The organism is Sulfitobacter sp. AS59 (assembly GCF_038899995.1).
Taxonomy (GTDB): domain Bacteria; phylum Pseudomonadota; class Alphaproteobacteria; order Rhodobacterales; family Rhodobacteraceae; genus Sulfitobacter.
Map to the genome: position 1 here is coordinate 630,598 of NZ_JBBMQK010000001.1, position 14,806 is coordinate 645,403.

Consider the following 14,806-nt stretch of genomic DNA (forward strand, 5'->3'; position numbering starts at 1 on the left):
ATCTTTATGTCTTGTATATAAACTAGTGTTTTGTATATTAGACACGAAGATTTCAGATCGCAAGGCTTTCCTTCTGTGACCACCGCGTTGAACACCATAAAAGTGCTGGACCTGACCCATGTGTTGGCCGGGCCGTTTTGCACCTATCAATTGGGGCTTCTGGGCGCAGATGTGATCAAGATCGAAGACCCGTCAAATCCGGACTGCGCCCGCGGACGGGGGCCGGATGATGATCTGAACGCCGCAGGGCTTGGGCTGAACTATCAGGTGCAGGGCGGCAACAAACGCAGCCTTGCCATAAACCTGCGCAGCGCTGAGGGGGCCGACCTTCTTAAGTCGCTCGCGAAAACTGCCGATGTGATCGTCGAGAATTATACCACCGGCGCTTTGGCGGAACTTGGCCTTGGGTACGATGTTCTGGCAGCCATCAATCCCAGACTGATCTATTGTTCCATCACCGGATATGGCGACAGCGGTCCGCAGGCCGAACATGGTGCCTATGACAATGTGATACAGGCCACCAGCGGCACCATCAGCCAATGCGGCGGTGTCAAACCGGGGGTGTCCTTCGTCGATTACGCGACGGGATATGCCGCTGCCTTTGCCGTGACCGCAGCGCTTAACCAGCGCGCGCAAACCGGGCGCGGCACGCATATCTCGGTCTCAATGCTTGAGATCGCAATGCAAATGATGGCCCCCGAAGCCGCCGCCGCCCAGCGCCCCGCATCTGTCGCGCGGGGCAAAGAACCGGGCATTGCCAGCTATGACACGCAAGACGGACAGTTGATGTTAGGCGCGTTCCACCCCGCGCAATACCGCAAGCTCGCGACACTATTGGACGGGCTGGGCCACTCGCTGCCCGCTTTGACACAAGTGCACACGTGGCCCGACGTTTGGGCGCTGTCCGACACCACCAAAAGCGCCTTGCGCGACATATTCCTGACGGCAGACGCAAACACCTGGGTGACCCGCCTGCGCGCGGCTGACCTGCCGGCAGAGCGGGTCAAGACCTTGGCCGAAGCGGTCGCATTGCCGCAACTTGCGGCCCGCGGTTATTTTCAACCCAGCCCGTCGGATACGGACATCCCCTTGCCCACAACAGCCTTCCACATGGGCGGCAAAGGGGCCACAGTACATCAAGCGCCTCCGACGCTCGGCCAACACTCCGATGCGGTTCTATCCGAGATGGGGCTCAGCGCGCAGCAGATCAGACAGCTTTACGATGCAGGGATCGTGACATGACCCAATTGACCGCGACCCTTTGGACCGAGCTTCCCGATGATCTGCATCACCGGGGTGCGCCATCGGCTTGGGCCAAAATGACACGTCCCGGTCAGACGATGCATTCCTTTCTGGAGGCCGCGTTCTTTGACAAGGACGGCAATCTTTGGCTGTCAGATGTGCCTTATGGGCGGGTGTTCCGCGTCTCGCCTGCGGGTGATTGGACGCAGATGCATCAGATCGACGGCGAGCCCCACGCCATGCGCATCGCCCCCGATGGTCGCCGCATTGCCGTAGATTACCGACACGGGCTGATCGAGCTGACCGGCGACACCACTTTTGACATTCTCAGCACCGGCGGCGCGTCGCCCTTCCTTGGCCTGTCGGACATGGCCTATGGCCCCGACGGCGCGCTTTGGTTCACGGACAGTGGGCGCACCAGCCTAAGCGACCCGCGCGGACGGGTGTATCGCTGGCATAACGGCGATCTGCGGCTTGTGCTGGACTGCGTGCCCTATTCCAACGGCATCACCGTGTCGCCCGACAACGCGTGGGTCTATGTGGCCGCGACGCGCGCCAATCAGGTTTGGAAATTCTCGACCCGCTTGCCCGAGGATGGCATGCCCATGGTCGGCACCTATCTGAACTTGTCCGGCGGGCTTGGCCCCGACGGGCTGGCCTGCAACGCCCACGGCTGGCTGGCGGTTGCCCAGGCCCAAGCAGGCCGCGCCTATGTTTTCGACGCTGTCGGTGACCTGATCGCCGATGTGCGCCTGCCGCGCGGGCTTTGGACCACGTCCGTTACCTTTGACTCCACCGACCCGCACCGCCTTTTCATCGTGGACGCCCAATATGGCGGCGTCTTCACCTGCCAAATCCCGACACCAAGGACCTGATCCCATGCAAAAAGACGACCTTCACGGCTATGTCCCCGCCATCGCGACCCCCTTCAACGACCGTGGCGAGATTATGGAGGATGCCTTTGTCGATCTGTTCGAATTCCTGCTGTCACGGGGCGCGACTTGCATCTGCATCGCGGGCGACAACGGAGAAAGCTGGGCGCTGAACGCAGAGGAACGCGGATGCCTTGTGCGGCTGGCCAAAGACACCGCCAAAGGGCGCGTGCCGGTGATGATGGGCGTGTCCGCCCCCACGATCGACGCCTCGCTCGCCTATGTGCGCGCCGCCGAAGAAAACGGTGCCGATGTGCTGCTGTCGATGCCGCAGACCTATGTGCTCAAGGCGTCCGAGGCCGAGCTGATGGCACGGTTCGACAAGGTTTCAGCCGCCACCAAACTGCCGCTGGTGCTCTACAACTCGCCACGCCGCATGGGCTTTTCGCTGACCATCGACCAGACCGAACGTCTGCTCGACAATCACAATGTCATCGGGATCAAGGAAAGCCAGCGGGACTTTTTCTATCACACGCATCTGCTGCACCGCCTTGGCCATCGCATGTCGGTGATGACCGGCCCCTGCCACTATATCCTGCCCGCCTTTGCCCTTGGCGCAAAAGGCTTTATCGCCACGGGTCCGGAATTCACCGACATGCTGCCCTCTGACATGGCGGCAGTGGGGAACGGCGCGCCCAATGACACCTATCGCCACGCTCATCATCAACTGACGGTTCTGTACGAAGTGTTGATGGGCACGGGCACGTGGCCTGCTGCCTTCAAGGCCGCGCTGAACCTGATCGGCCAACCTGCCGGTATTCCGCGCGATCCGGTCCTGCCCTTGGCCGAGGCCGATATCGACAAGATCAAGCGCACCTTTGATGAACTGGGCATCTCTTACAAATGATCCGGCTGGTTCCAAACCAAGCAACGCAAATACAGCGTTCCGAATGGGTGACCTTCACCTTTGATGGCACGCCTGTAGAGGGGCATAGGGGCGAAAGCCTCGTGTCCGCCCTGCTGCGCGCGGGGCATTTGAACTTGCGTCACGCCCCCAATGACAAGGCCCCGCGCGGCGCGTTTTGCTGCATGGGGCTGTGTCAGGAATGCGCTGTCGTTGTGCAGGGCCAGGTGGTCGAGGCTTGCCGCACGGATGTGGCCGCTGATCTTGTGGTCGCGCGGGCCTGATGCCTGATCCCTACGATATTGCCGTGATTGGCGGGGGGCCCGCAGGCGGTAACGCCGCGTTGGAAGCCGCGCGCAGCGGGTTGCGTGTTGTCATGCTGGATGAACAGCCCGCAGCTGGTGGGCAGGTGTGGCGTGGCAAGTCCGCCAGCATCGTCTCTGCCCCCGCGACACCCGAAGGCACGGCAGGTGATACGCTGCGCAGCGCCTTGGGCGAAAGCACCGTAACACAACGCTCCAACACCCGCGTTTGGGATATCCGGCGCGAGACGGACCTATGGCACCTGCAAATCTTGCAAGACAATACATCAACGGAAATCACCGCCCGCGCGCTGATCCTTGCCACGGGTGCGCGCGAATATGTGCAGCCGGTGCCGGGGTGGACCACACCGGGCGTGATCGGGCTGGCAGGTGCCACGGCGCTTTTCAAGCAATCCTTGTCCCTGCCCGGCAAGCGGACGGTCGTCAGCGGAACCGGCCCGTTGGTATTTTATGTGGCCAGCGAAATCCGCCGTCTGGGGGGCGAGGTCGCGGCCATCGTCACGCCAAACACCCGCATTGATTGGGCGCGCGCCGTGCCAGCGATGCTGAGCCAGCCAAAGCTGTTGGCGCGAGGGGCCGTTTGGATGGCCGATTTGATGCTGGCGCGGGTGCCGATCTTGTGGGGCCATGCCGTGTCGGAAGTGTCGGGCACCGACGGTGTCACCGGCGTGATGACCCGCAATCTGCACAACACTACAGCAGGCCCAGAGTTTGCCGCAGACAGCTTGTGCCTGGGCCACGGATTGGCCCCGCAAATCGAAGCCGCGCAGATGCTTGGGGTACCCATACGCCACGATCCCAAATTGGGTGGTTGGGTGCCCGACGCCGCGCCGGACGGGGCGACACCTGTCGAAGGTTTGTATCTGTGCGGCGACGGCTGCGGCATTCGCGGGGTGGCCGCCGCAGGCCTTCAAGGGACATTAACGGGCGCACGGGTTGCCCGAGATCTGGGGAAACCCGTGCCCACACCATCACTGCGCCCATGGCAGCGGGCCGCGCGGTTTGGCCAAGCGATGACGGCCCTCAGCCTGCCGCGCCCCGAGGTGCAGGCACTTACCACGCCTCACACCATCGTCTGCCGCTGTGAAAGCCTGTGCCATGCGGACATTTCAGCGGAGATCACTACCGGTGCTGCCAGCGCCAATGCTGTCAAATCAGGACTGCGGGCGGGCATGGGCCCTTGTGGCGGCAAATACTGCCAGACGGCCATCGCAGCGCTAATCGCTTCGCAAACGGGCACGCCAATCTCGGATGTGCCGCCCCCGACACCGCGCCCGCCCTTACGCCCAGTGCCGCTTGGCCAAGCTGCGGGCGACTTTGACTATGACGATCTGCCCATTCCAAAACCGGCCCCGCTATGACCGCTGACACAACATACGACATCGCCATCATCGGCGGCGGCATCATGGGCTGCGCGACCGCATTGCGCGTCGCGGCAGGCGGCATGTCCGCCATCGTTCTGGATCAGGGCGACCTGGGTCAGGGCGCGTCCGGCGTCAACGCGGGCACGCTCAGCCTGCAAATCAAACGCGTGAAACTGATGCCCTATGCGCTAAAGGGGCATCATCTGTGGGAAGAAATGGGCGATGCCGTCGGCTTTGCCAAAACCGGCGGCTACACGCTGGCGTTCAACGCCCGCGAGGCCGAGATGCTGCAGGAACGTCAGACCCTCAAGGCGCAGGCAGGCGCGCCGATTGAATTTGTATCCAACAACCGGTTGCGCGCGGCCGAACCGAACCTGACCCAAAAGGTCGAAGCGGCAAGTTTTTGCGCCGAGGACGGTTATGCCAATTCCTCGCTCACCGGTCACTATTACCGTGGACGCCTACGCGATGCGGGCATTCCCTATCGCGAGGGGTGCGAGGTCACGGCAATTGACCGCAACAACGGTTTCGCCCTGACCACGCCCCACGGCACCATCCACGCGAAACGCATTTTGCTGGCGGCGGGCGCGTGGTTGAAACCCCTTGCCACGCTGCTGGATGTGGACCTGCCCGTGAATGCGCGGGTCAACACGGTATCTGTCACCGAACGTATGCCACCACTGATGGGCAGCGTCATTGGCCATGCGACGGGTCTGCTAACCATGAAGCAAAAGGCCAACGGCACCGTTTTGATCGGCGGTGGCTGGCAGGGGCTTGGCACCCCGCAAGACGGGCGTGGCACTGTGAACGCGCAAACCGTGCGGCCCAATCTTGCGCTCGCGCAATACGCGGTGCCCGCCCTTGGTGCTGCCCGCGTGACACGCAGCTGGACAGGGTTCGAGGCCAATGTGCCCGACTTTTACCCGCTGGCGGGTGCCCTGCCCGGCGTTCCTGACGCCTATGTGCTGGGCTGCGTGCGCGGCGGGTACACCATCGGCCCCTATATCGGGCAGTTGATGGGCGATGCTATTCTGGGGCGAGAGCCCGAAATGCCCCTTTTCGACCCGGGGCGCGATTTTGAAAAGGACATGACATGACACAAGACCCGGCCCGACTGGACGGAAAACTGGCCGTAATCACCGGCGGTGGCAGCGGCATCGGCGAAGCAACGGCCCATGTCTTTGCCCAAGCAGGCGCAACGGTCGTTGTCGCAGGGCGCAGGCTGGAACCGTTGGAAAAGGTCGCAAAGGCCGTTGGCGGGCATGCCATCGCCTGCGACGTGTCCGATCAGGATGACGTGCGCGCCATGTTCGCCAAGGCCCGCGACATCACGGGCAGCGTTGACGTCCTGCTGAACAATGCAGGCGGCCCCGGCCCCATCGCGCCGGTGGCCGAGGTCGACATGGGCGACTGGGTGACCTGCATGAACATCAACCTTGTGGGTGCGATGTATTGCCTGCAAGAGGCCGCCAAGATCATGACCGCCCAAGAGTCGGGATCGATCATCAACATGTCCTCGCTGATGGGCATTCAGGGCTATCCGATGCGGTCCGCTTATGTGGCGTCCAAATTCGCCCTGATCGGCATTACCGAAACCATGGCGCGTGAACTTGGCCCCGTCGGCGTGCGCGTCAATGCGTTGATGCCCGGCGCGGTGTCCGGTGAGAATATGGACCGCATCCTTGCCCGCCGCGCCGAAGCCGAAGGTCGCCCCGCGTCCGAGATCGAGCGCGAGAATTACACCGATGTTGCCGCCCTCAAACGCTGGGTCGCGCCTGAGGAAGTCGGCCGCGCGGCGCTGTATTATGCCAGCGATCTAAGCTCTGCCATCACGGGCGATAAGATGAAGGTGGATTGCGGGCGCTTCTAACGCTTTTGATCCAGCGTTTCACCATCCGGCACCCCTAGGTTGGTGGTGTCCGCAACTGTATTGGTTCGTTTTGACACGAACCAATACAGCGACACCACCGACAGGATCAAAAGGGCCATGGCAACAGGGCTTGTGTAGATGTTCAGCAGATTGCCGTTCAACAACGCCGTGGCTTGGGACAGTGACTTTTCAAACTGCGGCCCAAGGAAAAATGCGATGATGAAGATCACCATGGAATAGCCAAAGCTGTGCATCAGCAGGCCGATGACGGCAAAGATCAGCATGACCGTTATGCCGAACAACCCGTTGGTCGCCATCGACACACCGACAAAGCACAGCAACAGCGCCGAGGAAAAGATCACCGCTTCGGGTGCGGAGACGACTTTGACCCACAGCCGCAGACCTGCTTGGCCGACCCACAGGTTCACGAAATTCGCCATGATCATCGCGCCGAACAGTCCATAGACCAGCCGGCCTTGGGTCTGGAACAATAGCGGGCCGGGCTGCATCCCGTGGATCATGAACGCGCTGATGATCAACGCGGCGGTCACGCTTCCTGGAATGCCAAGGGTCAGCAAGGGGATAAGGTTGGCACCGACCACGGCGGAATTGGCGGATTCAGTGGCCGCAATCCCTTGGATGTTGCCTTTGCCAAAGCTGTCGGGGTCTTTCGAGGATGCCTTGGCCATCGCGTAAGACATAAACGCCGCAGCCGTGGAGCCGATGCCGGGCAACGCGCCAAGGATCGTGCCGATGGTGGCCCCGCGCAACAAGGTGTATCGGCAGGACCAATATTCGGCCCAAGTCACACGGCGATCATCGGGATTACCACTGTCCGGCGTCAGAATGCCCTGCCCCGCGCGGCCATAGCCATCGGACATGCGCCGCAAGATTTCCGATATGGCCAACATCCCGATGGCCACGGATGGCAAGGCAAGCCCGTCGAACAAGTCCCAAAACCCGAAAATTAAGCGGGGGGAAAAATGCTCGGGGTCCGTACCAACGAAGGAAAACATCAACCCCAAACCCGCGGCAATAACGCCTTTGATCAACGACTCCCCCATCAGGCCCGAGATGATGGAAAAGGCAAAAACCATCAGCGCCACGATCTCGACGGGGCCCATCTTAAGCGCAAGGATCGCCAGCGGCGCAGAGACGGTGATTAGAACAATATCGCTGAACGTGTCGCCCGTGATGGATGAAAACAACGCCATCTTGGTCGCCTTCAGCGGCTTGCCCTGCTGCGCCAGCGGATAGCCGTCAAGCGCGGTCGCTGCCGCATCGGGCGTGCCGGGCGTATTCATCAAAATCGCAGGCACCGCGCCCCCGACCAGCCCGCCCTTGTTGACGCCGACCAGAAAAGCGATGGCAGGCAGCGGGTCCAGCCCAAAGGTGAACGGGATCGCAATGGCCATCGCCATCACCGGCCCGATCCCCGGCACAGCACCGACAAACTGCCCCAGCACAACGCCAAAGACGACAAACAGCATGTTAATGGGGGTAAACACATCCCCAAAACCGGCCAAAATAATTGAGAGATCGACCATAACGGCGTCCTATCCGGGCAAGCCCCGTTCCAGAAGTTGCGTGACAAGAAACCAGATCGCGGCGGGCATGAGCACGGCACCGATCCCCAGCCAAAGCGGGCGGCGTTCGCCGATCATCAGCATGATCACGAGGGCCAGTACGGGTGCCACATAGATAAACCCGAACAAAGACATCGCATAAATAGACCCACCCAACACTGCGACATAGGCCGCAGCCTGCATGAAAAAGCGCCCGTCAGGGGCTTGATGGGTTGTAGGTTTGAGGATCAAAAGACCACCGCAAACAGAAATGACCCACGCCACAACATAGGGCAGTGTCCGGGGCGACAGATTGCCGCCTTCGGGCGCTTCGACATATGCGGGGATCACAAGGAACACCATCGCAAGCCCGAAGATCAGAAAAAACGCGCCGGTTAAACGGTCGGCTGAGTTGGTCATATGCGGGTCTCCCCTCCCTTTGGTGTGTGCCCCGCCGCCACCGGCAGCGGGGCACATCAGCTTAGTTCGCGAAGAGACGCTTTGCATTCGCAAGGCCGTCAACCATCATCAACTTGGCACCCTCGGGGCCCATGTTGATCGGATCACCCTGCACCGCGTTGCGCACGATTTCCGCGACTTCCGGCGATTGCACAGCCGCATCAATCGCGGCCGCAATGGCGGCTGCGGCCTCAGGATCGGTGCCAGCCTTCATCGCAAGAAAGAACACCGCGTCAACAAAGGCATCAACGCCGGATTCAACGAATGTCTTGGTGTCCGGCGCATAGCTCAACCGCGCTTGGTTCGCGCTGGCAATCACCTTCATGTCCCCGGATTCAAGATATGGGAAATGCTCGCCCGAGGCGAAACCGGCCAAAACCTGACCGCCCAAAATCAACCGGATCACTTCGGCACCACCATCCGCAGTCACCAGATTGAAATCCACGCCCGAGGCTTTGGTCGTTGCTTTCATCATCAACACCTGTGGCGGTGCCATGGTGGCAAGCGGCATGTTGCCCTGCTCTTTGGCATAGGCGATCATACCTTGCAGATCGTCAAACGGCGCATCGGCGCTGGCGACCAAGGCCAGCTCGGCCTTGGCGATGGTGCCCAGATAATCAAAGCTGTCGATGTCAAACGGCAGTTCATCGCCGCGCTGGACCAGTTGCACCAGCACCGGAATGCCGACACCCATGCCGATGGTGTGATTGTCAGCGGGCCGCTGCGACACGCTGGTGAACATCGCCACACCGCCGCCGCCGGGACGGTTTTCAACGATGACATTCCATCCGGTTTGATCTTTGATCACTTCGGCCAGAACACGACCCATGGTGTCGGTCGATCCCCCGGCCCCAAAGCCGATCTGGATGGTGATTGGTTTGCTTGGCTCCCAAGCGTGGGCAGCCATCGGCGCGCTCAACGCGATCAGCGCTGCGGCACCCAGTGCCTTTAGTTTAGACGTAAGTTTCATTGGTCTTCCTCCCTGGTTGTTTTCAGTCGTTCACTTGTTCTGCTCGATGGCCAGCCGCTTGACGGCACCCTCACGCAATGTCGCGATCTGCGCCAAGAGCCCTTCCGGATCGACCATCACATTTGGCTCGCCTTCTTTGCGCGTGGCCATGGCCTGACGGTCTTCGTCCAACCCGTTAGAGAAACCGTGGGTCGTCAGGTGGACGTCGATGCCTGTATCGCCGTCCTCGGTCAGGGCGCGAAGCCGATCAAGGCTGTCGATAAACGCCTCTACCTGCGCGGGGCCTTCAATCGCGTTCAGGCCCAGACCGCCGATCGTGACCGCGCGGTGCGTTTCGTCGCCGTCCTGAACATCATAGGCGTAGGACGCGGTGCCCCATGTATGGCCCGGCGTTGCCAAAACGGTGAAGCTGTTATTACCCAGCTTGATCTCTTCTCCGTCCGCGGCGACCATTTCAGGTTCTATCATCTGCCATGCGCGTGGCCCGGCTTGCGATGCCTTTGACGATGCAACGGCTTCGTCCCAGCCTTTTTGGGTCATCACGAATGTTGCATTCGGCAACAATGGCTTAAGCTCCGCGGCACCCGCCACGTGGTCAAAATGCCCATGGGTCATCAAGACGTATTTGATATCCGCCAGATCGGTGCCGGTCTTGGCGATATTCTCAAGCAATACCGGCGTGAACGGGCCATAAAGCGTATCAATCAAAACGCTTCCGTCATCGGTGTGCACCAGCCAGGACGACACCCAGCAGATACCGACGTAATTCACATTGTCGAAGGGGGCCCATGTGTCGACCTCTTGCGCGTCTGGCGTGCTTAACCAGCGGCCCAGATCGGGTGGCATCTTGCCTGAGCGGCCAAATTCCACAAAGCGGCCCATTATTTCACCCGACGGGCACCCGTCAAACAGCGCCTGCGCGCTTGCGGGCATCGCCAATCCAAGCGCCAGCGCCGCACCCAGTCCTTTTGCAATTATCTGTCTCATTCTTTCTCCTCCCATAAAGAAACGACTATTTTGCCTTGTCGGTATCACCCTGTGCGGGAATGAATTTTCCCGGGTTCATCAGCCCATCTGGGTCCAGCGCCTGCTTTATGGCGCGCATCGCGGCCAGTTGGCTGGCCTCTTTCAACTTTTGCATCACATCCAACTTGCTTTGCCCGATCCCGTGCTCTGCCGAAAACGATCCGTTCAGACGCGACAGCTGCGCAAAGGCCTGCGCTTTGGCCTGCGCGAGGGGCAAACTCTCCCAATCCTGCCCCTGTGCCGCGCTTAATGCATAGTGCAGGTTGCCATCGCCCAGATGCCCGACGGTCAGTGGCCGAAACCCCATGGGGGCCACCGCCGCATCCATGGTCGAGACGAATTCGGCAATCGCGGCCAGCGGCAGCGAAATATCCATGTGATAAGCGGGTCCATTGGCGGTAATCGCCTCCAGGATCGACTCTCGCATGGTCCACAGATCAAGGCGCTGTTGCTCTGACTGGGCGATCATCGCATCAAGGATGATCCCCTCCTCCATCAGCTCTTCAAGCGCCGCAAAAACCATGCTTTGCAGGCGCGGATCACCATCTGCGCCAGCTTCCGCATCATCCTTGCGGCTTGAGGCGACTTCGAAAAATATGCCGGTGTCTGCCGGTGTTTCCAAAGGTTGACGGATCGCGGAAAATTCACGGCAGATCACATCAACAGCGGCCAGTGGCATGTATTCAAAGGCTTCTACCCCGCCGCCCGTCCGGTCCTGCAAGGCGTTCAACACCCGTGGCGCATCTGCCAAAGATGCCAAGGACAAAAAGCCAGTGGTGCGGGTCAGCGGCATCGGATGCAGCTTGAACACGGCGGCGGTGATAACGCCTAACGTACCCTCTGCCCCGATCAGCAAATCCTTCAGGTCATAGCCGGTGTTGTCCTTGCGCAGACCTGTCAGCGCGTTGATCACCGACCCATCCGGCAGCACCGCTTCGATCCCGATGCATAACTCGCGGGTCGTGCCGTATTTCACGACGTTCGATCCGCCCGCATTGGTCGACAACGCGCCGCCGATCATGGCGCTGCCTTGCGCACCAAATGTCAGGGGAAATACCAAGCCGTTATCGCGCGCATGGTCTTGCGCCGTTTGCAAAATCACGCCCGCCTCGACGGTCATGCTGCGCCCGTCCACGTCAAGGGCACGGACCGCGCTCATCCGCTCAAGCGACAGGATGATACTGCTGTGATCTGATACCGGAACGCCACCGCCGCACAGGCCCGTTCGCCCGCCCGATGGAACAATCGAAACACCGTGCGCGCGGCACAAGCTGACAATGTCCGCCACTTCTTGCGTGGTTTTCGGGCGCACAACGGCCAACGGTATGGCCGTGTACTGACCTGTCCAATCTTGGCGAAACGGCAACGCGATGTCATCGTCACCGCACAAGACCTGAGACGCGCCAACGATTTGTGCGCAGCCTTGCAACAACACGTCTTGTTCTGATGACACCCTTGCCGATGAAGTAGCCACGTCCGTTTCCCCCCTTGTTTGCCGCGTTTCCATATAAGCGCGACTCACTCCCGAAACTACCATGTTACATGGAAGGGCATTGTGTCAATTGACATCTAACATGGTAGATCACTACATCTTCCCATAGCTTCAATTTTAAAAAGCAGACGCATGGACCCGATTCCACCACAGAAATCTCTCACCGAACTGACCGCCGAAAGGATCCGCGAGGCGATCATCTTGGGGACGTTTCCACTGGGCACAAAGCTATCCGAACAGAAACTGGCGGATCAGCTTGAGATCAGCCGCTCCCCCGTGCGCGAAGCCCTTGTGTTGCTTCAGATCGAGGGTCTTGTGCGGGTGTTTCCAAAGCGCGGTTCTTTCGTATTTTCGCCCGGCGAACGTATGACCCGCGACCTTTGCGAACATCGTACGATCATGGAAACCGCCTGCCTTGCCCTTGCGATTGAGCGCAACCATGACTGCCTGCTTGCGGGTATGCGCGCAGGCATGGATCAGATGCAGAACGCCATAAAAACCTCTGATACAAAACAATATTCACGCGGCGACCTGAAATTCCACCGCGCCATCATCTCGGGCAGCAGCAACAGTTCGATGATCAAGTCTTATGAGACCACAATCGGCCCGCTCATGGCCCTGCGCACGCATCTGTTCACGATCACCGGAATACATCTGGATCAATCCATGAATGAACATGCCGCCATGCTGGACGCCTGCGCCATCAAAGACGTCGCAAAGGCGCAAGAGATTTGCGCCAAACATATCACGCATCTGTCGGAGCATTCCCGAGAGGAACAGATTTACACCGCGACATAGGAAAAACGGCGGCATTCCATGTTTGTCAAATGCCCTGCCCCTAAACGCAAAGCGCCCCGCCGTCGAAAGACAACGGGGAGCTTTTTTCATTTCAATGTCTTCAGGTGTTCTTCAGCTCTGACCGCAAGCCTTTGTAGATGGCATAGCACATCACCAGCAGCACCACGGTAAACGGCAACCCTGTCGAAATGACCATCGACTGAAGCGACGATAGCCCGCCGACAGACAGCAGCAGCACAATTGCGACCGCACCTTCGAACACACACCAGAACACACGTTGTGGCACTGGCGCATCCACCTTGCCGCCCGCAGTGATCGTATCGATCACCAGCGATCCGGAATCTGACGAAGTCACAAAGAACACGATAACCAGAATGATCCCGATCATCGATGTGATCCCCGCCAAGGGAAGCGCATCAAGCATGGCAAACAGCTGGCGTGGCAACTCTGCCTCTTGGGCGGCGGTATAGCCGTCTTGCACAACCTGCTGGATCGCAACGCCGCCAAAGACGCTCATCCACAAGACGCAAACAAGGCTTGGGATCAGCAGCACGCAGGTCACGAATTCACGCACCGACCGGCCACGGCTGACGCGCGCGATAAACATGCCCACGAAAGGTGACCAGCTGATCCACCATGCCCAATAGAACGATGTCCAACCTTGGCTAAAGTTCACGTCCTCGCGCCCGATGGGATTGGAAAGACCCGGCAGATATTCCACATAGGCCACCAGCGACGATCCAAAGGTCTTAAGGATCAAAAACGTCGGACCAACCAGCAAGACAAAGGCCAGCAACAGAAACGCAAGGCCCATGTTCAGCTCGGACAGTACTTTGACGCCGCCATCAAGGCCGCGCAGTACCGACACCAATGCCACCGCCGTAATACCTGAAATCAACAGGACTTGCGCCGTTGACCCGACAGGAACGCCGAACAGTTCATTCAGACCGGCATTCGCCTGCGCCGCACCAAAGCCCAGCGATGTGGCCAAGCCAAAGAGCGTCGCAAAGACAGCCAAGATATCGATAAGATGCCCCGGCCAACCCCAGACGCGTTCACCAAGCAACGGGTAGAAAGCCGAACGAATGGTCAGCGGCAAGCCTTTGTTATAGCTGAACAATGCAAGCGACAAACCGACCACCGCATAGATCGCCCAAGGGTGCAAACCCCAGTGATAGATCGTGGCAGCCATCCCTAGGCGAATTGCCTCGGCCTGATCACCGGCAGCGGCACCCAAGGGGGCCCAGTCGGTGCGCAGCCCGTCGTCGCCCACAGCCGTCCCGCCTAACGAGCTTGAGAAATGCGACAGCGGTTCAGAGACGCCATAGAACATCAGCCCGATGCCCATACCCGCGGCAAACAGCATCGAAAACCAGCCCAGATAGTTGTAATCAGGTACCGCCGATGCACCGCCCAATCGGACATTGCCCAGCGGCGTGACGATCAACATAAGGCAAAACAGAACAAAGATGTTGCCCGCTGCAATAAAGAACCAGTCGAACCCCTTGGTTACAGAGGAGAACAACCATTTGAATAACGTGCCCGATTGTTCAGGCAGCGCCAGCGTATAAAATACAAAGGCGACGATGCAGATCCCCGAGATCATGAAAACCGGGTTGTGAATATCAAAGCCGAACGGCCCGACGCTGCCCTCTACGTTGTCTTGGCCAATGGTGTAATCGGTATCGATCACATCAGCCGCGCCATCCGGGGTCGGAATGCCTGGCGTCGTCACATCTGTCATAAGATGTCCTCCTTCATTATATTTATGTATTAACTTCGTACCCTATTTGCGCCAAGACGTCGCCATCTATCTCAGGTTGGGGTAGTGTCGGTGGTCTTCATCTTTTGGCGTCCCCTTGAACAACGGCGCAATGAGATGTGCAGCTAGACCGATTTAACCGCACGGCAAGGCTTGACC

14 protein-coding genes are annotated in these 14,806 nt (G+C 59.7%); 8 read left to right on the plus strand and 6 right to left on the minus strand.

Going from position 1 to position 14,806, the window contains the following annotated elements; genetic code table 11:
• Positions 1-75: 75 nt before the first annotated feature.
• Genes WNY39_RS03170 through WNY39_RS03200 form a run of 7 tightly spaced genes read left to right on the plus strand, consistent with a single transcriptional unit; the run spans position 76 to position 6,575 of the window.
• A complete protein-coding gene (locus tag WNY39_RS03170; protein WP_342843979.1) occupies positions 76-1,242 on the plus strand; it encodes a CoA transferase in 1,167 nt (388 codons plus the stop codon).
• Positions 1,239-2,117 carry an SMP-30/gluconolactonase/LRE family protein gene (locus WNY39_RS03175; protein ID WP_342843981.1) on the plus strand — a complete coding sequence of 293 codons (879 nt, stop codon included), beginning with the start codon at positions 1,239-1,241 and terminating at the stop codon, positions 2,115-2,117. Before WNY39_RS03170 ends, WNY39_RS03175 begins: the two co-directional genes overlap by 4 nt.
• Positions 2,118-2,121: 4 nt before the next feature.
• Complete coding sequence (locus tag WNY39_RS03180; RefSeq protein ID WP_342843983.1) at positions 2,122-3,021, plus strand: dihydrodipicolinate synthase family protein; 900 nt, start codon at positions 2,122-2,124, stop codon at positions 3,019-3,021.
• Positions 3,018-3,302, plus strand: a complete 285-nt coding sequence (locus tag WNY39_RS03185) for a (2Fe-2S)-binding protein (RefSeq protein WP_342843985.1) — start codon at positions 3,018-3,020, stop codon at positions 3,300-3,302. The genes WNY39_RS03180 and WNY39_RS03185 overlap by 4 nt, the downstream gene beginning before the upstream one ends.
• On the plus strand, positions 3,302-4,702 hold the full coding sequence (locus WNY39_RS03190; RefSeq protein WP_342843987.1) for an FAD-dependent oxidoreductase: 1,401 nt from the start codon (positions 3,302-3,304) through the stop codon (positions 4,700-4,702). Before WNY39_RS03185 ends, WNY39_RS03190 begins: the two co-directional genes overlap by 1 nt.
• Positions 4,699-5,802 carry an FAD-dependent oxidoreductase gene (locus tag WNY39_RS03195; RefSeq protein WP_342843989.1) on the plus strand — a complete coding sequence of 368 codons (1,104 nt, stop codon included), beginning with the start codon at positions 4,699-4,701 and terminating at the stop codon, positions 5,800-5,802. The genes WNY39_RS03190 and WNY39_RS03195 overlap by 4 nt, the downstream gene beginning before the upstream one ends.
• Complete coding sequence (locus tag WNY39_RS03200; protein WP_342843990.1) at positions 5,799-6,575, plus strand: SDR family oxidoreductase; 777 nt, start codon at positions 5,799-5,801, stop codon at positions 6,573-6,575. Before WNY39_RS03195 ends, WNY39_RS03200 begins: the two co-directional genes overlap by 4 nt.
• On the opposite strand, the gene WNY39_RS03205 is transcribed toward WNY39_RS03200, so the two are convergent.
• The 5 genes from WNY39_RS03205 to WNY39_RS03225 form a co-directional block, all read right to left on the minus strand.
• Complete coding sequence (locus tag WNY39_RS03205) at positions 6,572-8,122, minus strand: tripartite tricarboxylate transporter permease (RefSeq protein ID WP_341234768.1); 1,551 nt, start codon at positions 8,120-8,122, stop codon at positions 6,572-6,574. The genes WNY39_RS03200 and WNY39_RS03205 overlap by 4 nt on opposite strands.
• A gap of 9 nt (positions 8,123-8,131) precedes the next feature.
• Positions 8,132-8,560, minus strand: a complete 429-nt coding sequence (locus tag WNY39_RS03210; protein WP_342843991.1) for a tripartite tricarboxylate transporter TctB family protein — start codon at positions 8,558-8,560, stop codon at positions 8,132-8,134.
• A gap of 61 nt (positions 8,561-8,621) precedes the next feature.
• The gene (locus tag WNY39_RS03215; protein ID WP_341234770.1) at positions 8,622-9,569 is read right to left on the minus strand and encodes a tripartite tricarboxylate transporter substrate binding protein; all 948 of its coding nucleotides are present in this window, start codon (positions 9,567-9,569) and stop codon (positions 8,622-8,624) included.
• 30 nt (positions 9,570-9,599) lie between these two features.
• On the minus strand, positions 9,600-10,556 hold the full coding sequence (locus WNY39_RS03220) for an MBL fold metallo-hydrolase (protein WP_342843993.1): 957 nt from the start codon (positions 10,554-10,556) through the stop codon (positions 9,600-9,602).
• A gap of 25 nt (positions 10,557-10,581) precedes the next feature.
• Positions 10,582-12,069, minus strand: coding sequence for an FAD-binding oxidoreductase (locus WNY39_RS03225; protein WP_342843995.1), 1,488 nt, complete (start codon positions 12,067-12,069; stop codon positions 10,582-10,584).
• Between the two features lie 150 nt (positions 12,070-12,219).
• On the opposite strand from WNY39_RS03225, the gene WNY39_RS03230 reads away from it, so the two are divergent.
• Positions 12,220-12,885 carry a GntR family transcriptional regulator gene (locus tag WNY39_RS03230; RefSeq protein WP_342843997.1) on the plus strand — a complete coding sequence of 222 codons (666 nt, stop codon included), beginning with the start codon at positions 12,220-12,222 and terminating at the stop codon, positions 12,883-12,885.
• A 100-nt stretch (positions 12,886-12,985) separates the two neighbouring features.
• Here WNY39_RS03230 and WNY39_RS03235 read toward each other — a convergent pair whose 3' ends face one another.
• Positions 12,986-14,629, minus strand: coding sequence for a BCCT family transporter (locus tag WNY39_RS03235; protein ID WP_342843998.1), 1,644 nt, complete (start codon positions 14,627-14,629; stop codon positions 12,986-12,988).
• Positions 14,630-14,806 lie beyond the last annotated feature (177 nt).